Below are 21186 nucleotides of genomic sequence, written 5' to 3' on the forward strand. Positions count from 1 at the left end.
GTCAATTCGCCCAGCGGCACGACACCCATTCCGGTCTCGTTGCTGACAAAAATGATTTCACCCGGCAACGACGCCAGGCAGTCGAGCAAGGCTTCACGCTCGGCGGCGAGACGTTCGGCGTCGTCGAGCATCAGCAGATTGGTCAGCCACAGGGTCAGGCAATCGACCAGCAGGCAGCGCTCGGCGCCAGCGGATTCGCGCAGTACGCGGGCCAGTTCCAGTGGTTCTTCGATCAACGCCCATTCGACCGGGCGACGTGCGCGATGATGGGCGACGCGTTGATTCATTTCGCCGTCGAGCGGTTGGCTGGTGGCGATGTAGGTGACCGCCAGATGGCTGTCGCTGGCGAGTTTTTCCGCCAGACGACTTTTGCCGGAGCGGGCGCCGCCGAGGATCAGTTGGAGCATGGGTTCATCCAAAAATGTGTGGTAAGGCAACCGGCCCCTTCGCGAGCAGGCTCGCTCCCACCGTTGATCGCAGTTCCCTGTGGGAGCGAGCCTGCTCGCGAAGAGGCCAGCCAGGACAACTCAAATCCCGCAGAGCTGACGCAACAGCCCGGTATCCAGATGCTTCTCCACCAGATCCGCCAGCCGCTCGATGTCGCGTTCGCGCAAGCCGTGGTAATCGACTTCCTGCACATCACTCAACCCGGCCCAGCGCAACAACGCCGCGCTCGCCTCGGGGGATTCGAACAAGCCATGCAGATAGGTGCCGAACACCTGGCCATCGGCACTTTGCGCACCATCGCAACGACCGTCGTCCAGATGCACCGCCGGGGTTTCCAGCCCCGGCCCGCTGGTTACGCCAGCATGAATTTCGTAACCGCTGACTGCGGCGTTTTCCAGTGCCAGCCGCCCGCGCACGTTGCGCAGTTGCTTTTCGGCTTCGAGCTGGGTTTCGAACGCCAGCAGACCCAGACCGGCGCTCGAGCCGGCAGCACCCTCGAGCCCAAGCGGATCGTGCACCTGCTCGCCGAGCATCTGCAGACCGCCGCAAATCCCCAGCACCTTGCCGCCGTAGCGCAGATGCCGATTGATTGCCGCGTCCCAGCCGTTGGCGCGCAGATAAGCCAGATCACTGCGCACGCTTTTCGAGCCCGGCAGGATGATCAGGTCGGCGGCGGGAATTGCCTGGCCCGGGCCGACGAATTGCAGATCCACCTGCGGGTGCAGACGCAGCGGGTCGAAATCGGTGTGATTGCTGATGCGCGGCAGCACCGGCACCACCACCTTCAACACCTGCTCGGCCTTGTCGGTCTGGCGTTGGTCGATGCCGTCCTCGGCCTCGAGGTGCAGGTCCATCACGTAGGGCAACACGCCGACCACCGATTTGCCGGTGCGTTGTTCCAGCCAGTCGAGGCCCGGTTGCAGCAAGGCGATATCGCCGCGAAAGCGGTTGATGATGAAGCCTTTGACCCGCGCCTGTTCACTCGGCGAAAGCAATTCCAGGGTGCCGACCAAATGCGCAAACACGCCGCCGCGATTGATGTCGGCGATCAGCAAAACCGGGCAATCCACCGCTTCGGCAAAGCCCATGTTGGCAATGTCGCCGGCGCGCAGATTGATCTCCGCCGGCGAACCGGCGCCTTCGACCATTACCAGCGGATACGCAGCGCTGAGTCGCTCGTGCGAGGCGAGCACCGCTTGCATCGCGATGGCCTTGTAATCGTGATAGGCGACGGCGTTCATCGTCGTCACCGCGCGGCCATGAATGATCACCTGCGCGCCGGTGTCGCTGTTGGGCTTGAGCAGCACCGGGTTCATGTCGGTGTGGGGTTCGAGAAAGGCCGCTTGCGCCTGCACTGCCTGCGCGCGGCCGATCTCGCCGCCGTCAGCGGTGACTGCGCTGTTGAGCGCCATGTTCTGCGGCTTGAACGGCACCACCGCCACACCCTGGCGGGTGGCCCAGCGGCACAACGCCGTCACCAAAGTGCTTTTGCCGGCATCGGACGTAGTGCCTTGCACCATCAGAGTGGTCATGGATGGTCCTTGGTGAAAGCTTGCAAAGCCTGTTCGAGACGCAGCGCTTGCGCGGCATCCGCTGGCAGGCCGAAACGCACGCTGCTGTTGTGGCTGAACAGGCGCAGGAGGATGCCGCGCCGGGCGAGGAATTCGTGCAGCGCTTCGGCGTGCTCGGTGATCAGCCACTGAAACAGCGCGCAGCCACCCTGCGGTGCAAAACCGCAACGGGTCAGCAGCGCCGCCAACCGTTCACTCGCTTCATCGCTGCGAATCCGCTGACGGGTGTGACCCTCGGTGTCTTGCAGGCACGCCGTACCGAGCACCCGCGTCGGCCCGCTCACCGCCCACGGCCCGACCTGTTCGGCGAGCAGTTTGAGCAACTTGCGCTCGGCCAGAACGAAACCGAGGCGCACCCCGGCCAGACCGAAAAACTTGCCGAACGAACGCAACACCACCAGCCCGACCTGATGCGCATAGGGCGCCAGGCTCAGTTGCGGCGTGTTGTCCATGAACGCTTCGTCGACCACCAGCCAGCCGCCACGTTGCGCCAGCCGCGCATGCCAGTCGAGCAGGCGCGCCGGGGTCAGGCTGAGGCCGGTCGGATTGTTCGGATTGACCACCACCAGCACATCAAGACTGTCGAGAAAGAACTCGACTTCCTGCTCGAGCACTTCACGGACAATGTAACCGCTGCGCCTCCAGGCTTCGGCATGCTCGGCATAGCACGGCGACAACACGCCGACCTTGCCGGCCCGGCGCAGACGCGGCAGCAACTGGATGGCCATTTGCGAGCCGGCGACCGGCAGCACCTGCGCGGCGCCGTAATAATCGCAGGCGGCCTGTTCCAGACCGTCATCGGTTTCCGGCAAGCGCGCCCAGGCGCGTAGCGGGATCTCCGGGATCGGGAACGGCCACGGCGCGAGGCCGCTGGACAGGTCGAGCCAGTCGGCTTCGGCAATCCCGTAATCGAGTGCAGCCTTGCGCAACCGGCCACCGTGCTCAAGCATAAAATTCCGCCCCCAGGCAAAGCATCAGCAGCCACAACCATACGCCGCGCTGAACCAATTGCCAGCCACGGTCGATGGAATCGGCATCGGCCGGCGCACCTTCGCCCAGTTGCGGGCGCTCATGCAGTTCGCCGTGATAGATCGCCGGGCCACCCAACTCGACGCCCAGCGCACCGGCACCAGCCGCCATCACCGGGCCGGCGTTGGGGCTGTCCCACTGCGGCGCCTGGGTGCGCCAGCATTTGAGCGCGAGGCGGGTTTTGCCGAGCAGCGCGTAGGTCAATGCCACCAGACGCGCAGGAATGTAGTTCAACACGTCGTCGATTTTCGCCGCCGCCCAGCCGAAACGCTCGAAGCGTTCGTTGCGATAACCCCACATCGCATCGAGGGTATTGCTCAAGCGATACAGGACCACGCCCGGCGCGCCGGCAACGACAAACCAGAACAGCGCAGCGAACACCGCATCGCTGCCGTTCTCCAATACCGACTCGGTGGCGGCGCGGGCCACGGCGTTGCTGTCCAGTTCATTGGTCTGGCGGCTGACCAGATAACCGACGCGCTTGCGTGCCTCGTCCAGATCATCGGCGCGTAACGCAGCCGCGACCGGCGCGACATGCTCGCCGAGGCTGCGCATGCCGAGGGCGCAATACAGCGCCAGAATCTCGACAATCCAGCCGACATAGGGCGCCCAGGAAAATGCCGTGGCGAGCAAGGTCAGCGGCAGTACCGCGATAACCCACGCGGTCACGCCATGGCTGCGCCAGCCTCGACCGCCGGCGTTGAAGCGTTGCTCGATGCGCGCGGCAAAATTGCCGAACGCCACCAGCGGATGCCAGCGTTTCGGTTCACCGAGCAGCGCATCCAGCGCTACCGCGGCGACACTCAGCAACGCCACACTCATTGACTCACTCCCCAGTAATTTTCGTACAGCAACTCGTTCAGCGGCCGCGCCTGCGCCCAGCCTTCAAGTACCAGCATCGGTGCCGGATAGAATTCCTTGACCGGGCCCAGACACAACACCGCCAGCGGCTTGGCACCGGCCGGCAACTTGAGCAAATCCGCCAACGCTTGCGGCTCGAACAGCGAGACCCAGCCCATGCCCAAGCCTTCAGCGCGGGAGGCCAGCCACAGATTCTGGATCGCGCAGGACAACGAGGCCATGTCCATTTCCGGCAACGTGCGCCGACCGAAGATGTGTTTTTCGCGATCGTCCATCAGCGCCGCGACCAGCACCTCAGCGCAGTCGTTGATGCCTTCGACCTTGAGCTGCATGAACTCATCGCTGCGCTCGCCAAGGGCTTCGGCGGTGCGGATGCGCTCTTCTTCCACCAGATCGCGGATCTGCCCGCGCAGAGCGCGATCGCTGATGCGGATGAAGCGCCACGGCTGCATCAGGCCGACGCTCGGCGCTTGATGAGCGGCTTCGAGCAGACGACGCAGCAGCTGCGGTTCGACGCTGCCGCCGGTGAAGTGGCGCATGTCGCGGCGTTCGGCGATGGCCTTGTAGACCGCCGCGCGTTCGGCTTCGGAGAATGTGTTGTCGGTCATGGCCCTTTCGCGAGCAGGCTCGCTCCCGCAGGGTTCAGGTCATCCATTGTGGGAGCGAGCTTGCTCGCGAAGCCGGCCTCACTGTCTGGCGCAAACAATGACGCAATCGCAGTCGGATTCGATGGGAAATAAAAGTGCACGTACGACGCCGTCATCCGTCCCTCGCGATAAACCGCCTCAGCGCCGCGCCCGCCATTGGGACTCAGCCCACGGGCAATAGGCGTCAGCTCGGTGGTGGTCAGCGAATGATGATAGGTATGCCCACGCAACTCCCCTTCCGGCAGCTCAACCGCCTGCAACGCCAGCGCCGCCAGACGCTTCTGCATCACCGCCTCGCCCTTGAGCAAACCGACCAGCTCAGCACGGGTGCCTTCCACGTCGGTCAGCGAATCAAGCAGGTAAAGCATGCCGCCACATTCGGCGAGCAACGGCTTGCCCGCCGCGTGGTGCGCGCGGATTGCTGCAAGCATCGAGGTGTTCTGCGCCAGCGCGACGTGATGCAACTCTGGATAGCCGCCCGGCAGATACAGGCTGTCCGCCTCGGGCAATTGCGTGTCGCGGATCGGCGAGAAAAATTGCAGCTCGGCGCCCATCGCCCGCAGCAGATCGAGGCTGGCGCCATAGGTGAAGGCAAAGGCTTCATCGCGGGCGACGGCGATGCGCACACCATTCAATAAAGGCTCGGCGGCGATGAGGTCAGGCGCGGCGAATTCAACCGCCGGTGGCAGCGCGACTTGGCAACTGCTGGCCAGCGCATCGGCAGCCGCGTCGAGACGCAGATCCAGATCATTCAATTCGCTGGCCTGGACCAGACCGAGGTGGCGGCTCGGCAATTCGATGCCGGTCTCGCGGGACAGCGCACCGTACCAGCGCAAACCTTCGGTGAGGCTGCCTTCGAGCAATTGCGCATGGCGCAGGGTGCCGACGCGGTTGGCCAGCACGCCAGCGAACGGCAAGTCCGGCTGATACTTCGCCAGGCCCAGCGCCAAGGCGCCAAAGGTCTGCGCCATGGCGGTGCCATCGATCACGCCGAGCACCGGCACACCGAAGTGGCGCGCCAGATCAGCGCTGGATGGCGTGCCGTCGAACAGGCCCATCACCCCTTCAATCAGAATCAGGTCGGCTTCGGCGGCGGCTTCCCACAACAGCCGGCGACTTTCCTGCTCGCCGACCATCCACATGTCCAGTTGATACACCGGCGCACCGCTGGCGCGCTCGAGGATCATCGGGTCGAGAAAGTCCGGGCCGCATTTGAACACGCGCACCTTGCGCCCCTGGTTGCGATGCAAACGGGCGAGTGCAGCGGTGACGGTGGTCTTGCCCTGACCGGAGGCCGGCGCGGCAATCAATACCGCCGGGCAGTGACGTGGTTGCTTCAAAGTTCGACGCCTTTCTGCGCTTTGATCCCGGCCTGGAAGGCGTGCTTGAGCATGCCCATCTCGGTGACCGTGTCGCCCATCTCGATCATTTCCGGCTTGGCGCCGCGACCGGTGACCACCACGTGCTGCATCGGCGGACGCGCCTGCAAATCGCTGAGCACCTGATCGAGATCGAGGTAGCCGTGCTTGAGGGCGATGTTCAATTCGTCGAGCACCACCAGACCGATCGAAGGGTCGCGCAACAATTCGCGCGAGACTTCCCAAGCGGCGGTCGCCGCGGCGATGTCGCGCTGACGATCCTGGGTTTCCCAGGTGAAGCCTTCGCCCATGACGTGGAAACGCACCTGCTCGGGGAAGCGGCGGAAAAACAATTCTTCGCCAGTGCTGTTGCGGCCCTTGATGAACTGCACCACGCCGCATTGCATGCCGTGGCCCATGGCGCGGGCGAGCATGCCGAATGCCGAGCTGCTCTTGCCTTTGCCGTTGCCGGTCAGCACCAGCACCAGGCCACATTCGTCGGGCGAGTTGGCGATGCGTTCGTCGATCACGGCTTTCTTGCGCTGCATGCGCGCCAGATGGCGTTCGTCACGCTCGGGGGAATCAGTCATGGGGGGAGCTCTCCGTTGAGGCTGGATAACGGCGGGCAGGCACAAGAATAGAAGGCAAAAAGCCTGGCATCGCCCACCGTGATGCCGCTGAGATGGATCAGGCCGGTCTCCGGGCTCATGAGCGGCGTTTCGCCTGACTGCGCGCCTTCCCGCTTCTTTCGAGGCAGTGGCTCAAGGCGCAGTTTTCACTCATTTACCGTTGCGGGGGCAGCGCCGGGATCGTCGTGGCTTCGCTTGAAGACCACACTCACCGGCTTCCCTGTTTCACTCTGTCGACGCGGGGCCACAGAGCACCTGAAACAAGCGGCGAAGGTTAGAGGGTTGGGGGTGGAGCGTCAATTGAAGAGGCGCTTTGCGCGCGAATAACTGCCGCTGATCAAATGTGCAGCGGCAATCTTGTGCCAGACTGTGACAAGTGATATCAAAGAGCCATGCTTTTTCTGAAAAGCCCACTACAACAATAAGGATGACGACGATGCAAGGCATGATCATCAGCAACCCGCGCCTGGAATTCCTGCGCCCGGTGCTGGAACGCTGGTTTGACTGTATCGATCGCTACAACACCGTTCGCGGCGACAACGACACGCCGTACTGGCACGACGAAAAAGCCAATCTCGGCCTGCTCGCGGCAGCGGCGTGGATGGCTGAAATGGTCACGCTGAACGACACGGCCACGCGCAAACAGAACGAAGAAGGCGAACGCAATGCTCGCGCAGATCTGCTGATTGCCGGCGCCGAAGACCGCGCGTTCATTCAGGCCACGCAACGCTGGCCACGGGTCAACAACCTCAACCTGACCCAGGCCCTGCTCGACATCACCGCTGATGCCAAGCGCATCAGCTACGCCAGCGATCTCAAGCTCGGTTGCCTCTTCGTCGCCCCGCAAAAGGTCCAGCACAGCGCCAGCCCTGAAGAACTGCAGGACATGGTCGACGACCTGCAAAAGGAACACACCTGCGCCGTAGCCTGGTATTTCCCCTACGCCTATCGCAAATTGCACAGCGACGCGGGCAACTATCATCCGGGCATCGCCGTGCTGTTCAAGGAAGCCCGCGGTTGAGCAGTTGAACCATCGGGCCTGCGCCCTCCTCTATGTTTAGGAATGCATTCATAGGGAAGATCAGCAATGCGCAAGGCCCCACTCGCTCTCATCATCGCCGTCGCTGGCGGGCTCGCTGCCTGCGGTGAAACCTCCAGCCTGCAAGTCTCCGACGGCACCGGTCCGTCACCGAAACTGCCCGAACCGAACAAGACGCTGATCCCGACAGTCAACATCGCCCCGGCGGTGGGCTGGCCGGACGGCGCGAAACCGACCGCAGCGGCCGGCACCCAGGTCGCCGCGTTTGCCGAAGGCCTCGATCACCCGCGCTGGCTCTACGTGCTGCCCAACGGCGATGTGCTGGTGGCGGAAACCAATGCGCCGCCCAAGCCCGATGACAGCAAAGGCATTCGTGGCTGGGTGATGAAGAAAGTCATGGGCAAGGCCGGTGCCGGCGTACCCAGCCCGAACCGCATCACCCTGCTGCGTGATGCCGACCACGATGGCGTCGCGGAAACCCGCACGGTGTTCCTGCAGAACCTCAATTCGCCGTTTGGCATGACGCTGGTTGGCAATGATTTGTACGTTGCCGACACCGACCGCCTGCTGCGCTTCAACTACGAGCCGGGCGCCACCGAGATCAAAACCCAACCGATCAAAGTCGTCGACTTGCCCGGCGGCACGCTGAATCACCACTGGACCAAGAACGTCATCGCCAGCAAGGACGGCAACAAGCTCTACGTCACCGTCGGCTCGAACAGTAACGTCGGCGAAAACGGTCTGGATCAGGAAGAAGGCCGCGCGGCGATCTGGGAAGTGGATCGGGCGACCGGCAATCACCGGATCTTCGCCTCGGGCATTCGCAACCCCAACGGCCTTGCCTGGGAACCCACCAGCGGCGCCTTGTGGACAGCGGTCAACGAGCGTGACGAAATCGGCAGCGATCTGGTGCCGGACTACATCACCTCGGTCAAGGACGGCGGCTTCTATGGCTGGCCGTTCAGCTACTACGGCCAGCACGTCGATGTGCGGGTCAAACCGCAGAATCCGGATCTGGTGGCCAAGGCCATCGCGCCGGATTACGCGGTCGGTCCGCACACCGCTTCGCTGGGCCTGACCTTCGCCGAGGGCAACAGCCTGCCGGCGCAATTCAAGGAAGGCGCATTCATTGGCCAGCACGGCTCGTGGAACCGCAAACCGCACAGCGGCTACAAGGTGATTTTCGTGCCGTTTACTGGCGGCAAGCCGACCGGGCAGCCGGTGGATGTGCTGACCGGTTTCCTCGACAAGGACGAGAATGCGCTGGGCCGCCCGGTGGGCGTGGTGATCGATCAGCAAGGTGGCTTGCTCGTGGCGGATGATGTCGGGAACAAAGTGTGGCGTGTGTCGGCCACGAAGTGATGTCGAATGTGACTTGAAACAACTGTGGGAGCGAGCCTGCTCGCGAATGCGTAGTGTCAACCTCCATTGAATTGGCTGATACACCGCTTTCGCGAGCAGGCTCGCTCCCACATTAGAATGTATGCGATTTTTACTACGGGTTATGCGCCAGCTGCCCCGGCTGCAACACCCGCTTGGCGCTCAGATACGCCTTCTGCCAATAGGCCTTCGACAGGCTATCGAGCTTGACCGTGCCACCCGTGGCCGGTGCATGCACGAAGCGCCCCTCACCGACGTAAATCCCCGCATGACTGACCTGCGAGCCGCCATTGGTGGCGAAGAAAATCAGGTCGCCGGTCTGCAAGCCTTCCTTGCCGACATTCGGCGCCTGCATGACGATCATTTCGCGGGTCGAGCGTGGCAGCGAAATTCCCGCCGCGTCGCGGTAGACGAAACCGATCAGACCACTGCAATCGAAACCGGAATCTGGCGTGTTGCCGCCCCAGCGATACGGAGTGCCGACCAGGCCGAGGGCGCGGAACAGCACGTCTTCAGCAACGGGAGAAAAAGCCTGGGAAGGACCGAACACGATCGGCGCGCGAACCACGGGGGCTGGCGGCGGTGTACGGCTGGCGCAGGCGCTGAGCAGCGCGGCGCAAAGGATCAAGGTGAGGCGGGCCGACATCGTCATAAGCAGAACATCCTGATCTGGCTGCGGCTTTCTCTGCCGAATGGACAGAAACAAAACCGCCTGCGTCATCACGCAGGCGGTTTGCCATCAATATAGATTCAGGATTCTAGCGGCTACGCGGCAAACTTCAAGTAAGACTTTAACTTCACCTTGTAAAGTTTAGGTCTACTCCGTTGCCGTGCCGTTTTGTCGCCGCGAACGCAGCGACATGCAGGTTACTTGCGAGCGGTGACCACGGTCGGCGCCATGGCGAGTGCGCGCTTGGCTTCGATGAAAGTCTTGCTCCAATAGCTGTCACCCAGGCTGTCGATGCGAACACCGCCGCTGCGACGACTGCTGGAGTGAATGAACTGGTTGTCACCCAGGTAGATGCCGGCGTGACTGACACGACCGCGACGACCATTGGTGGCGAAGAACAGCAGATCACCCGGCTCAAGGTTGCTGCGCGAAACCAGCGGCGCATCAACGTTGATCATTTCGCGAGTGGAGCGCGGCAGGTTCATGCCCGCCTCTTCGCGGAACAGGTAACCGATGAAACCGCTGCAATCGAAGCCGGCTTCAGAGGTACCGCCGAAACGGTAACGGGTACCGATCAGGGACATGCCGCGTTCGAGGATGCTGTCAGCCAGAACAGGAAGCTGATAAGGCTTGCTGCCGTTGAACTGGTTGAGTTCTTTTTCGGTGTCCAGCTCTTCTTGGTAAATAACGGAAGACTGGGCGGTAGCAGAATTCTTGACCTGTCGCGGCGGCTCTTGAACCGGAGAATGAGCAGCACAACCGAATAACAGGGTAACGAGTGCGAGAGGCACGAGGGGTGCGAAGCGCTTTAGCATGGGCACGACCGTGGCTGATAGTTGTAAAGAAGCCGAGACTATGCCCGCTATCGTCCTCATTTGCAAATTCAATCGAACTTTATGTGACTTCCCGGTTTCGCGTTTACATCTAAGCGCGTAACTCGTCTGGCCGGTGAATCGGCGCAAAGACGCGGGTTTTCTGGCGCCTGAAAGCTGGCAAAAGCCCACTACTACCAGCCCAGAGTTTCCTTGAGGAAGGGAATGGTCAGCTTGCGTTGCGCTTGCAAGGAAGCCTGATCAAGCTGCTCGAGGAGATCGAACAGCGCGCTCATGCTGCGCGTGCCGCGAGTGAGAATAAAGTGCCCAACCTCATCGGTCAGGTGCAGACCGCGACGGGATGCGCGCAATTGCAGCGCACGCAATTTGTCTTCATCAGAAAGTGGACGCATCTGGAAGATCAGCGCCAGGGTCAGGCGGGATTTCAGATCGGCCAGCTTCACTGGCAATTCGCGCGGCGAAGTGGACGCGGCGATCAGCAGGCGCCGGCCGCTGTCACGCAGACGATTGAACAGATGAAACATCGCCTCTTCCCAGTCCGCCTTGCCAGCAATCACCTGCAAGTCATCCAGGCAGACCAGTTCGTACTGTTCAAGGTTGTCGAGGATTTCCACGCCGCGGTCCATCAACTCGGCCAGCGGCAGATACACCGCCGGTTCGCCCATCTGCTCGAAGCGCAGGCACGCGGCCTGCAACAGATGCGTGCGCCCGACGCCGTGCTTGCCCCACAGGTAGATCAGGCTCTCCGTCCACCCGGCGTCGGCTTCGCAGAGACGCTCGACATAGCCGAGTGCAGCGGCATTGGCGCCTGGGTAGTAGTTGATGAAGGTGGCGTCGTCACGCAGACGCACACCTAGGGGCAGCTGAATCGGTTTCATGCTGACTGAACAGTTCTCAAAGGAACCGTTAGTGGCCTCTGTGTAAAGTTGGCGAAGTTTATACCCGTGAGGCTGAGCGCACAATGCGACAGACCCCAAGCAAAATCAAAGGTTTGCGTTGACGCAGCGGTTTGATGGCAGATTCTCTGGCGCCCTCGCCCGAACGAAACGGGGCAGCCCGGCCAAGCGCCGGGCCGCCCGCGCCATCACAGCTCAGGTTCGTCAACGCCGCTGTAGATCCCGGAATCCTTATACAAGTCGTGGACATGACGCACCAGCACCATGATCACCGCCGCCACCGGCAACGCCAGCAGAACGCCGGTGAAACCGAACAGCTCGCCGCCAGCGAGGATCGCGAAGATCACCGCCACCGGGTGCAAGCCGATCCGATCCCCGACCAGGAGCGGCGTCAACACCATGCCTTCCAGTGCCTGACCGACCATGAACACCGCGACAATCCCGACCATCGGGTACAGATCGCCACCGAACTGGAACAATCCGGCGATCAGCGCCGCGCCAATGCCGATGACAAAACCCATGTACGGCACGATCGCCGCGAGCCCGGCAATCAAGCCGATCAACAGCCCCAGCTCGAGACCGACGATCATCAGGCCAGCCGCGTAGATCACCCCCAACGCAACCATCACCAGCAACTGCCCGCGCACAAACGCGCCGAGCACTTCGTGGCACTCGCCCGCCAGCGAAACCACGCGCTCTTCGCGATCACGGGGCAGCAGGCTGCGGATCTTGCCCATCATCACGTCCCAGTCGCGCAACAGATAGAAGCTCACCACCGGAATCAGCACCAGGTTTGCCAGCCAGCCGATCAGCGCCAGGCTCGAGGCCGTCGCCTGACTCAGCACCACGCCGACGATGTCGGTGGTCTGGCCCATGTGCTCGCTGATCGCAGCTTTGACCTTATCGAATTTCCAGAAGCCGTCCGACAGCCCCAGTTTCGCTTGCGCCCACGGCACAGCGGTGTGCTGCAACCAGTCGAGCATCTGCGGCGCCAGCTCGTACAGACGCAGCAACTGCTTGGCGAGCATTGGTACCAGCACCAGCAGCAACGCGGTGACGATCAAGGTGAACAAGGCAAACACGGCGATCACACCCCAGGTTCGCGACAGCCCGAGCCGTTCCAGACGATCCACCAGCGGGTCGAACAGATAAGCCAGCAACAACGCGACCAGAAACGGCGTGAGGATCGGGTGCAGCAACCATACAAACGCGCAAAGCAGGACTACCCCACCGAGCCAGAACCAACGCCGCGTATCGGCCATTTACCACTCCTGATGCTTCTATATAAGGAAAGACTTACCAGCGAAACCGCAACGACGGCGCCGCTGCCGGGGTTGGCGCTGCGACCGCAGGCGTACCATCTGCCGCTGGCTGGGCAGGCGCCACCGGGGCCGGCGCTTCGGCCGGCAGTTCCTGCAACTTCGCCAGCGACAATTGCGCGCGCAATTGATCGACGCTGCCATTGACCCGGTAGACGATGCGATCACCCTGCACGCTTTGCAGACGCACGCCGAACGGTTCGAGTAACCGCAGCAGCGCCGCATAATGCTCCAGATTCATGCCCTGCACTTCCAGGGTCTGCTGACCCGACGCGCCGGGCTTGGCGACAAATCGCGGCGCCAGACGCTCGGCTACCGCCAGCATCACCGCATCGGCAACAGCTGCCTGATCGGCGCCCTGTACGCTGCCGGCCTCTTTCTGATCACCGAGCCACAAGCGCCATTTCGCCTGCCACTGCCCGCCCTCTTCGCGCGCGTGCACCGCCAGCAAGGCGTCGGCGTTGTAGCGTTCCGAAGCACTGCGCAGGGGCGCGGGATCAGCGCTTTCCAGCGCCGGTGCGGTGGCAACCAGTTGCTCACTGAGATCAGCGAGTGGCAAACGCAGTGGCAAACCGCGATGTTGTGCGGCTGTGCGCAATGCTGAGGCTGCGGTTTGACCGTCACCGACCAGACTCGCACCTTCGGTCGAGTCGTTCAGCCACCAGCCGAGGATCGACGGTCGACTGGCGCCCCACACCGGCAACCCGGCCCGGCGCAAGGCCTGCTCGGTGGTTGCCGGATCGAAGTCGACTTTCAGCACTTCCGGTGGCCCGGCGTCGAAACCGAACTGGCTGATGATCTGCTGCGGATCCTTGCGAATCGGCGCCAGCCCCGGGTTCTGCGCGGCTTTCGGGTCGCCGGTCAGGCGCAGCACCAAGGTATCGAGCGCCGCCTGCGTGGCGCGATCACGCTCTTGCGGTGCCTGGCCGTTGACTGGCTGACGCACCTGATACAGGCCTTTGAGGTTTTCGGCATGGCTCGCCAGGCTGACCAGCGTCAGGCAGCCTACAAATAACAATTTACAAAAACGCATGGAAAATTCCCGTCGACAGGAGCGGCTGGAACACGCCGCGTGAACCGTTTGAGCAAGGCTGTGACCCCCTCCCCTGGCAAAACATTCACACGGTGGCGGTAAGTTTTTGCATAGTCCTAACGATAGACGGTTAATCGCCACACCTTATACAGGCACTCATACCCTGCGATTGCAAAAAATTTCCGCCGATATGGCCCTGCCCGTCGGTGCGAGGATGGCCGCTGCCCCTCAAGCCTGATAAAATCGCGCGCCTTCGCAGACCGGCAACAGCCGGGCCCCTCGAAACTCGCGTGAGGCGATCGCCCATCGAGTTCGATGTTCCCGCTGAACTCGGTCGTTACCCCCTGAATCCCCTCCCCTAAAGGCCTGGATCATGAGCAAGCAACCCTCCCTGAGCTACAAGGACGCCGGTGTAGACATCGACGCCGGTGAAGCATTGGTCGAACGCATCAAGAGCGTCGCCAAGCGCACTGCGCGCCCGGAAGTCATGGGCGGCCTGGGCGGTTTCGGCGCCCTCTGCGAAATCCCGGCCGGCTACAAGCAGCCAGTGCTGGTCTCCGGCACCGACGGCGTCGGCACCAAGCTGCGTCTGGCGCTGAACCTGAACAAGCACGACAGCATCGGCATCGACCTGGTCGCCATGTGCGTCAACGATCTGGTGGTGTGCGGCGCCGAGCCGCTGTTCTTCCTCGACTACTACGCCACCGGCAAACTGAATGTCGACACCGCTGCCCAAGTGGTTACCGGCATCGGCGCTGGCTGCGAACTGTCGGGTTGCTCGCTGGTTGGCGGCGAAACCGCTGAAATGCCAGGCATGTATGAAGGCGAAGACTACGACCTGGCCGGCTTCTGCGTCGGCGTCGTGGAAAAGGCGGAAATCATCGATGGCTCGAAAGTCGCCACCGGTGACGCGCTGATCGCCCTGCCATCGTCCGGCCCGCATTCCAACGGCTACTCGCTGATCCGCAAGATCATCGAAGTCTCCGGCGCCGACATCGAAAACACCCAGCTCGACGGCAAACCGCTGACCGACCTGCTGATGGCCCCGACCCGCATCTACGTCAAGCCACTGCTCAAGCTGATCAAGGACACTGGCGCTGTGAAGGCCATGGCCCACATCACCGGTGGCGGCCTGCTCGACAACATCCCGCGCGTACTGCCAAAAGGCGCTCAGGCTGTAGTTGATGTGGCCAGCTGGACTCGCCCGGCCGTGTTCGACTGGCTGCAAGAGAAAGGCAACGTTGATGAAACCGAAATGCACCGCGTGTTGAACTGCGGCGTCGGTATGGTCATCTGCGTAGCTCAGGAGCACGTCGAAGTGGCCCTGAACACTCTGCGTGACGCTGGCGAGCAGCCTTGGGTCATCGGTCAGATCGCCGTGGCCGCCGAGGGCGCTGCGCAGGTCGAGCTGAAGAACCTCAAGGCTCACTGATGCCAAAGTCCTGTGATGTCGTGGTGCTGTTGTCCGGCACCGGCAGTAACTTGCAGGCTCTGATCGACAGCACGCGGACCGGCGACAGCCCGGTCCGCATTGCTGCGGTGATTTCCAACCGCGCCGACGCCTACGGCCTGCAACGCGCCCGCGATGCGGGTATCGCCACACGCTCGCTGGATCACAAGGCATTCGAGGGCCGCGAGGCCTTCGATGCCGCACTGATCGAACTGATCGACCAATTCAACCCCAAACTCGTGGTACTGGCCGGCTTCATGCGCATTCTCAGCGCTGATTTCGTGCGCCACTACCAGGGTCGCCTGCTCAACATCCACCCGTCGCTGCTGCCCAAATACAAGGGGTTACACACTCATCAGCGTGCGCTGGAGGCCGGCGACACGGAACATGGCTGCTCCGTGCACTTCGTCACCGAGGAACTCGATGGCGGACCACTGGTCGTACAAGCAGTATTACCGGTAGAGTTGCATGACACGCCGCAGAGTCTGGCGCAACGAGTCCACGCTCAGGAACACCTGATCTACCCGATGGCAGTACGCTGGTTTGCCGAAGGCAGGCTGACACTCGGTGACCAGGGTGCTTTACTCGACGGCCAGTTACTCGCCGCCAGCGGCCACTTGATTCGACACTAGGAGATATTATGCGTCGCGCCCTGCTCTTCGCTTGCGCTCTGCTCGCCCTGCCCTTCGCGCAGGCAGCGGACCTTCAACCGTTCTCCGCCAGTTACACCGCCGACTGGAAGCAGCTGCCCATGAGCGGCACCGCCGAACGCAGCCTGACCAAGGAAGCCAACGGCGTCTGGAAACTCAGCTTCAAGGCCTCGATGATGATCGCCAGCCTGACTGAAGAAAGCACCCTGAAGCTGGACAAGGACACCCTGCTGCCGCAGTCCTACCACTTTGAACGTGGCGGTCTGGGCAAAGCGAAAAAAGCTGATCTGGACTTCGACTGGGCCAACAAACTGGTGACCGGCACCGACCGTGGCGACGCGGTGAAAATCCCGCTGAACCGTGGCATGGTCGACAAGTCGACCTACCAACTGGCGCTGCAGCACGACGTTGCCGCCGGCAAGAAAAGCATGAGCTATCAGGTGGTTGATGATGGCGAAGTCGATACCTATGACTTCCGCGTGCTGGGTTCGGAAAAGGTCGACACCAAGGCCGGCCAGATCGACGCGATCAAGGTCGAACGCGTGCGCGATCCGACACAAAGCAAGCGCATCACCGTGCTGTGGTTCGCCAAGGACTGGGATTACCTGCTGGTGCGTCTGCAACAGGTCGAGACTGACGGCAAGGAGTACAACATCATGCTCCAGGACGGCACGGTTAACGGCAAAACCGTTAAAGGCAGCTGATCCATAGCAGAACAAAGAGCCCCGCGAACGCGGGGCTTTTGTTTATCTGTTCGATGATACTGCGCGGCGGCCTACCCCTCACCCCAGCCCTCTCCCGAGGGAGAGGGAGCCGACCGAGGTGTCTGCCGCTAACCATCGAGCTGAGAAACCGAGTCGAATATGGATTCCAAAGCATCGCAGGATTAGTCCCCTCTCCCTCCGGGAGAGGGTTAGGGTGAGGGGCTTTTGAAGGTCAAACTCACACCGAAAACCGCGCCACCATCCCGTTCAGATCCACCGCCAACTTCGACAACTCCTGACTCGCCGCACTGGTCTGATTGGCCCCCGCCGATGTCTGCATTGCCAGATCACGAATATTCATCAGATTGCGATCCACCTCGCGCGCCACCGCCGCCTGCTGTTCCGAGGCACTGGCAATGACCAGATTGCGCTCGTTGATCAAGGTAAACGCCGAGGCAATTTCCTCCAGGGCCGAGCCTGCGCTCTTCGCCAGCTCGAGGGTCGAGCGCGCCCTTGAGTTGCTCTGCTGCATCGAGCTGACCGCTGAATCGGTGCCCTGTTGAATCCCGCCGATCATCTGCTCGATTTCCTGGGTCGACTGCTGGGTGCGATGAGCCAGCGCGCGCACTTCATCCGCCACCACCGCAAAGCCACGCCCGGCATCGCCGGCGCGCGCCGCTTCGATCGCGGCGTTGAGTGCGAGCAGATTGGTCTGTTCGGCGATCGAGCGAATCACGTCCAGCACTTTGCTGATGCCATGAACCTTTTGCGCCAGCGCCTCGACCTGCGCGGCATTATTGGTGACATCGCCAGCGAGAAACTCGATCGACGTCACCGTCTGCTGCACTTGCTCGCGCCCTTGGCGGGCGATGCGGTCGGATTCGCGGGAAGCTTCAGACGTGGCCACGGCGTTGTTCGCCACCTCTTCCACCGCCGCCGTCATCTGGTTGACCGCAGTGGCGGCCTGCTCGATTTCCTGGCTCTGCTGATGCAGGCCGCGAGTGGCATCTTCGGTGACGCTGCTGAGTTCTTCGGCAGCCGAGGCCAGTTGCGTGGACGACTCGGAAATGCGTCGGATCGTGTCGCGCAGATTGTGCTGCATGCTTTTCAGCGCTTGCAGCAGACGCGCCGGCTCGTCTTTGCCAACGATGTGAATGTCACCGGTCAAATCCCCACCGGCCACCACTTCGGCCACGCTGAGCGATTGCGACAACGGCACGACAATGCTGCGCGTCAGCAGCAACGCCAGGCCGACGGTAATCAGCGCAGCCATGGCGATCATTACTGCGACCCACACCCGCGATTGTTTGAAGACCAAGCGCGCTGCCTCAGTGGCGAGACCGGCATTTTGCTTGTTCAACTCGACCAGATCGCGCAGAGTCAAAGCAATCTCATCGGCCAGCGGACTCATCTGATCATTGAGAATCGCCGAAGCGTCTGCCACCCGATTCTGCGCTGACAGCTGCAGGACTTGCGCCTGCAGTTCCAGGTATTTGTGCTCGGCAACCTTGAAGCGATCAAACAGCGCGCGCTCTTCCGGCAAAACGATCAACGCGTCATAACGCTGCTGCGCTTCGCTCAAGCCACTGCGCAGCTCGTCGAGCTTGGCGACATTCTGCTCCAGTGCCTTGGGGTCACGGTTGAGCAACAGGCGCATGGTCAGTGCGCGCAGGCGCAGCATGTCCTGACTCATCTCACCGACCGCCATCACGCTTGGCAGCCAGTTGTTGTCGACTTCATCGGACTGCGCACGCATGTTCGACATTTGCAGCAAGGCGAACGCGCCAAGGGCAAACACCATCAGGGCCAGCAGGCCAAAACCGAGACCGGCACGCGGGGCAATATTGAGACTACGGATATTCATCACTCTGGCTCCTTCCAAAAGCGCTGCATCAGCCTGCAGCGGGTTGCTTTAGAAGGTATCGGCATTGCCCTGAAATTGCGTAAGACGAAAAAGCGATAGGCAGACGAGCGGCTAGTCCGAACCCATGGCTTTGACGTTTCAGCGCGGAGCAGCGGGTTTACCTGTGTTGCGCGGCAAGATTGCCAGGAAGTTATCCCGCGCGACTTTGCGCGCCACCGCCTCCGGCAGCGCATCGAGAAATGGTTTGTAGCTGTGCATTTCCTCACCGAGCTTGTTGAACCGTCCTACCACGTCAGAGCCGAGCATGAAGCGCTCGGGATACTTTTCCACCAGCGCCAGCCATTCGGCGCGCGGCTTGCCCTGCTCGTCGAGCAAATACGGCGTGAGCATGCTCCACGACAGGTCGATAAACAGATTCGGATAAGCCTCAAGCATGCGCGTCAGGGTTGGCAGGAGAAACGGCAACTGGGTCTGATGCCGATGGATCTCGGCGCTGGTGCCGGCATGCGCCCAGATGAATCGCGTGTGCGGATGATTGCGCAGCGGCTCTTCGACTTCCTTCAGGTACAGCGGATTTTTCTCACGCTTGGAAGTGATGTTGGAGTGCAGCATCACCGGCAGATCGTTTTCCGCAGCGAGGTGATAGATCTTGGTCATAGCCTCGTTGTTCGCTCGAGGCGTGTCGCCGGAGGTCAGCGCGGTCAGGTCATCGTGTCGGGTGAACACCTCGCCGATGCCCTGCCACAAACCCGGATACAGATCGAGCATGCGCTGGATGTGCGCGGCGGAATTCTTGTCATTGGGATTGAAGCCGGACAGGAACGGATGAAAGTACTGGCGCTGCTCCGGCGCCAGTTTTTGCACCGCGTCGGCAATGATCACGTCGGTGGCGCTGTACCAATAGGCATCGGCGTCATCACCGGCGTAATAACGCGGGCGCTTGGGTTCGTCTTCATGCCATTTCTTCGCCACGGGAATGCCGGAAATCATCACGTGCTCGATGGAATTTTCTTTCATGGCCGTGAGCAATTTCTGCATGCCGGCGCTTTCCTGGAAAAAATCCACGTAATGCAGGTGCGCATCGCTGTAGGTGTATTCGCGGGCACTGGCGCTGCCAGCGAACAGCAGCAGACAGGCAAGACTCAGACGAGACAAGGACACAAGTAATCTCCGGCAGATGGGCATAGCCTAGACCGCGCCCGAACGACAAGGGTTCATCCCTGCCGAAAAGCGGAACGCCCACTGCCGGGAATGCTCTATAACTGCAAGGTCTGCTTTGATCGAACGATTTCTCCTGCCGCCTGTGAGGTTTCCATGACTGTTACCGTCAATACCGTCTCTGCCGAAGGTTTTCGTCACACCGTCCAGATCGACGACCACGAATTGTTTGCCGATGTACCGAAAACCGCCGGAGGTGCAGGCACCGCACCAGAGCCACACGATTACTTCGACGCTGCGCTGGGCGCCTGCAAAGCGCTGACTGTGAAGATGTATGCGAAGAAAAAAAACATCCCGCTGACAGGCGTGGGAGTCGAGGTAAAGCGCGACAACAGCCAGGAACAGAAAGGCAAATACGCCCTGCATGTCACCCTTACCCTTAAAGGCGTACTCACCGACGCCCAGCGCGAGGAACTGCTGCGTGTGGCCGATCGCTGCCCGATTCACAAATTGATGACCACCAGCGAAGTCAGCATCGAAACTCACGCACCACAAGGCTTCGACAGCCAATAATCCTCCTGATGCCAGCGGCGGGTTATGCTTCTGGCATCACCCGCTCAGCCTGGAATGCACCATGGACACGCCACTCCTGATCATCCGCCCGCGCGCCGAAGACGTCGAAGGCCAGCCGATTCTGCGCCCGCTGCCGTCAGCCAAATGCCGCAACGTCGGGCCTTTCGTGTTTTTCGACCACATGCTCGAGACGATTTATCCGACGGGTAAAGGCATGGATATCCGCCAGCATCCGCACATTGGCCTGTCGACACTTACCTATCTGTTCGAAGGGCAATTGCAGCACAAGGACAGTCTGGGCTCCGATCAAGTGGTCGGCGCCGGCGATGTCAGCTGGATGACCGCTGGCAGCGCCATCGCCCACGTCGAGCGCACGCCTGCGCCACTGCTCGCCGAAACCTTCACCCTGCACGGCCTGCAAGTCTGGCTGGCCTCGCCCAAGGCGCACGAACAGGGCCCGGGGCATTACAGCCATCACCCGGCAGCGACGTTGCCGGTCAGCGATAACCTTGGCGTGCAGATTCGCATGATTGCCGGGTCAGGCTTTTGCCTGGAATCGCCGGTGCCGGTGCTTTCTCCTACGTTGTATGCGGAAGTGAAGATGCAGACCGCGACCACATTGCTGATTCCGGCCGAGCATGAAGAACGCGCGGTGTATGCGTTGAGCGGGGATGCGCAGTTGAATGGCGAGGCGATCGAGCCGCATGCGCTGGTGGTGTTGCCGGCCGGCGAAGAGATGAGCCTGTTTGCCGAAAGCGATGTGCACGCGGTGGTGTTCGGCGGCGCGGCACTGGACGGACCGAGACGGATCAATTGGAATTTTGTTGCTAGTGATCCGGCGGCGATTGATGAGGCACGGCGCAAGTGGGCGGCCAAGGATTGGCCGACGGTGCCGGGGGAAGTCGAGCGGATCGAATTACCGCGCTAGGCCGCTTACCCTCACCCCAGCCCTCTCCCAGAGGGAGAGGGCTGGGGTGAGGTGTCTTGCGTTATACATCGACCTGAAAAATCTCGGCGATTATGGATTCGCCTATTCACGTTCAGGTCGACGCCACTCCCGAGCCCCCCCAATCAG

At 61.7% G+C, this 21186-nt stretch carries 21 protein-coding genes and 1 riboswitch; of the genes, 7 read left to right on the forward strand and 14 right to left on the reverse strand.

The genetic code is table 11. The annotated features are described in order from the left end of the window. The 7 genes from cobU to cobO all read right to left on the reverse strand — a co-directional run. Positions 1-407 (reverse strand): bifunctional adenosylcobinamide kinase/adenosylcobinamide-phosphate guanylyltransferase (cobU, locus tag D8U71_RS03115; RefSeq protein WP_130887139.1); only part of this gene is annotated, 407 nt, incomplete at its 3' end. A gap of 120 nt (positions 408-527) precedes the next feature. Next, a complete protein-coding gene (locus D8U71_RS03120; RefSeq protein ID WP_130887140.1) occupies positions 528-1979 on the reverse strand; it encodes a cobyric acid synthase in 1452 nt (483 codons plus the stop codon). Beyond that, entirely contained in the window at positions 1976-2968 is a 993-nt protein-coding gene (cobD, locus tag D8U71_RS03125) for a threonine-phosphate decarboxylase CobD (RefSeq protein ID WP_073472676.1), read from the reverse strand. Before cobD ends, D8U71_RS03120 begins: the two co-directional genes overlap by 4 nt. Then, on the reverse strand, positions 2961-3869 hold the full coding sequence (gene cbiB, locus D8U71_RS03130) for an adenosylcobinamide-phosphate synthase CbiB (protein WP_024012170.1): 909 nt from the start codon (positions 3867-3869) through the stop codon (positions 2961-2963). The genes cobD and cbiB overlap by 8 nt, the downstream gene beginning before the upstream one ends. Next, positions 3866-4516, reverse strand: coding sequence for a 5,6-dimethylbenzimidazole synthase (bluB, locus tag D8U71_RS03135; RefSeq protein WP_024012169.1), 651 nt, complete (start codon positions 4514-4516; stop codon positions 3866-3868). Before bluB ends, cbiB begins: the two co-directional genes overlap by 4 nt. After that, on the reverse strand, positions 4513-5895 hold the full coding sequence (locus D8U71_RS03140) for a cobyrinate a,c-diamide synthase (protein WP_130887141.1): 1383 nt from the start codon (positions 5893-5895) through the stop codon (positions 4513-4515). The genes bluB and D8U71_RS03140 overlap by 4 nt, the downstream gene beginning before the upstream one ends. After that, the gene (cobO, locus tag D8U71_RS03145) at positions 5892-6503 is read right to left on the reverse strand and encodes a cob(I)yrinic acid a,c-diamide adenosyltransferase (protein ID WP_016773703.1); all 612 of its coding nucleotides are present in this window, start codon (positions 6501-6503) and stop codon (positions 5892-5894) included. Before cobO ends, D8U71_RS03140 begins: the two co-directional genes overlap by 4 nt. 82 nt (positions 6504-6585) lie before the next feature. Next, positions 6586-6816: riboswitch (cobalamin riboswitch) on the reverse strand. A gap of 162 nt (positions 6817-6978) precedes the next feature. On the opposite strand from cobO, the gene D8U71_RS03150 reads away from it, so the two are divergent. Both D8U71_RS03150 and D8U71_RS03155 read left to right on the forward strand, forming a co-directional pair. Then, positions 6979-7563, forward strand: coding sequence for a hypothetical protein (locus tag D8U71_RS03150; protein WP_130887142.1), 585 nt, complete (start codon positions 6979-6981; stop codon positions 7561-7563). Between the two features lie 66 nt (positions 7564-7629). Beyond that, entirely contained in the window at positions 7630-8943 is a 1314-nt protein-coding gene (locus D8U71_RS03155) for a sorbosone dehydrogenase family protein (RefSeq protein WP_024012166.1), read from the forward strand. A 133-nt stretch (positions 8944-9076) separates the two neighbouring features. Here the strand turns inward: D8U71_RS03155 and D8U71_RS03160 are convergent, their stop codons facing one another. The 5 genes from D8U71_RS03160 to D8U71_RS03180 all read right to left on the reverse strand — a co-directional run bounded on the left by D8U71_RS03160 (position 9077) and on the right by D8U71_RS03180 (position 13712). After that, positions 9077-9613, reverse strand: a complete 537-nt coding sequence (locus tag D8U71_RS03160) for a C40 family peptidase (RefSeq protein WP_016773700.1) — start codon at positions 9611-9613, stop codon at positions 9077-9079. A gap of 215 nt (positions 9614-9828) precedes the next feature. After that, complete coding sequence (locus D8U71_RS03165) at positions 9829-10446, reverse strand: NlpC/P60 family protein (RefSeq protein ID WP_130887143.1); 618 nt, start codon at positions 10444-10446, stop codon at positions 9829-9831. 191 nt (positions 10447-10637) lie between these two features. Beyond that, entirely contained in the window at positions 10638-11342 is a 705-nt protein-coding gene (gene hda / locus D8U71_RS03170; protein ID WP_007919828.1) for a DnaA regulatory inactivator Hda, read from the reverse strand. A 206-nt stretch (positions 11343-11548) separates the two neighbouring features. Then, positions 11549-12622: an AI-2E family transporter gene (locus tag D8U71_RS03175; protein WP_130887144.1), complete on the reverse strand. Its 1074-nt coding sequence runs from the start codon at positions 12620-12622 to the stop codon at positions 11549-11551. 34 nt (positions 12623-12656) lie between these two features. Further along, a complete protein-coding gene (locus D8U71_RS03180; RefSeq protein ID WP_130887145.1) occupies positions 12657-13712 on the reverse strand; it encodes a DUF2066 domain-containing protein in 1056 nt (351 codons plus the stop codon). Between the two features lie 373 nt (positions 13713-14085). Here D8U71_RS03180 and purM point away from each other — a divergent pair, with 373 nt between their 5' ends. The 3 genes from purM to D8U71_RS03195 are packed head-to-tail and all read left to right on the forward strand — an operon-like array spanning position 14086 to position 16516. Further along, positions 14086-15144 (forward strand): phosphoribosylformylglycinamidine cyclo-ligase, encoded by a 1059-nt coding sequence (gene purM / locus D8U71_RS03185; RefSeq protein ID WP_016773695.1) that lies wholly within the window; start codon positions 14086-14088, stop codon positions 15142-15144. After that, complete coding sequence (gene purN, locus D8U71_RS03190; RefSeq protein WP_024012162.1) at positions 15144-15794, forward strand: phosphoribosylglycinamide formyltransferase; 651 nt, start codon at positions 15144-15146, stop codon at positions 15792-15794. Before purM ends, purN begins: the two co-directional genes overlap by 1 nt. A gap of 8 nt (positions 15795-15802) precedes the next feature. Beyond that, complete coding sequence (locus tag D8U71_RS03195; protein WP_016773693.1) at positions 15803-16516, forward strand: DUF3108 domain-containing protein; 714 nt, start codon at positions 15803-15805, stop codon at positions 16514-16516. Between the two features lie 238 nt (positions 16517-16754). Here the strand turns inward: D8U71_RS03195 and D8U71_RS03200 are convergent, their stop codons facing one another. Continuing rightward, entirely contained in the window at positions 16755-18380 is a 1626-nt protein-coding gene (locus tag D8U71_RS03200; RefSeq protein WP_130887146.1) for a methyl-accepting chemotaxis protein, read from the reverse strand. Between the two features lie 138 nt (positions 18381-18518). Then, positions 18519-19541 carry an amidohydrolase family protein gene (locus D8U71_RS03205; RefSeq protein ID WP_177434878.1) on the reverse strand — a complete coding sequence of 341 codons (1023 nt, stop codon included), beginning with the start codon at positions 19539-19541 and terminating at the stop codon, positions 18519-18521. A 153-nt stretch (positions 19542-19694) separates the two neighbouring features. On the opposite strand from D8U71_RS03205, the gene D8U71_RS03210 reads away from it, so the two are divergent. Beyond that, entirely contained in the window at positions 19695-20111 is a 417-nt protein-coding gene (locus D8U71_RS03210; RefSeq protein ID WP_130887148.1) for an OsmC family protein, read from the forward strand. A 61-nt stretch (positions 20112-20172) separates the two neighbouring features. Next, the gene (locus D8U71_RS03215; RefSeq protein ID WP_130887149.1) at positions 20173-21039 is read left to right on the forward strand and encodes a pirin family protein; all 867 of its coding nucleotides are present in this window, start codon (positions 20173-20175) and stop codon (positions 21037-21039) included. The last annotated feature ends 147 nt before the right edge of the window (positions 21040-21186 follow it).

The sequence above is a fragment of the Pseudomonas sp. Sample_21 genome (assembly GCF_004307525.1).
GTDB classification, from domain to species: domain Bacteria; phylum Pseudomonadota; class Gammaproteobacteria; order Pseudomonadales; family Pseudomonadaceae; genus Aquipseudomonas; species Aquipseudomonas atacamensis.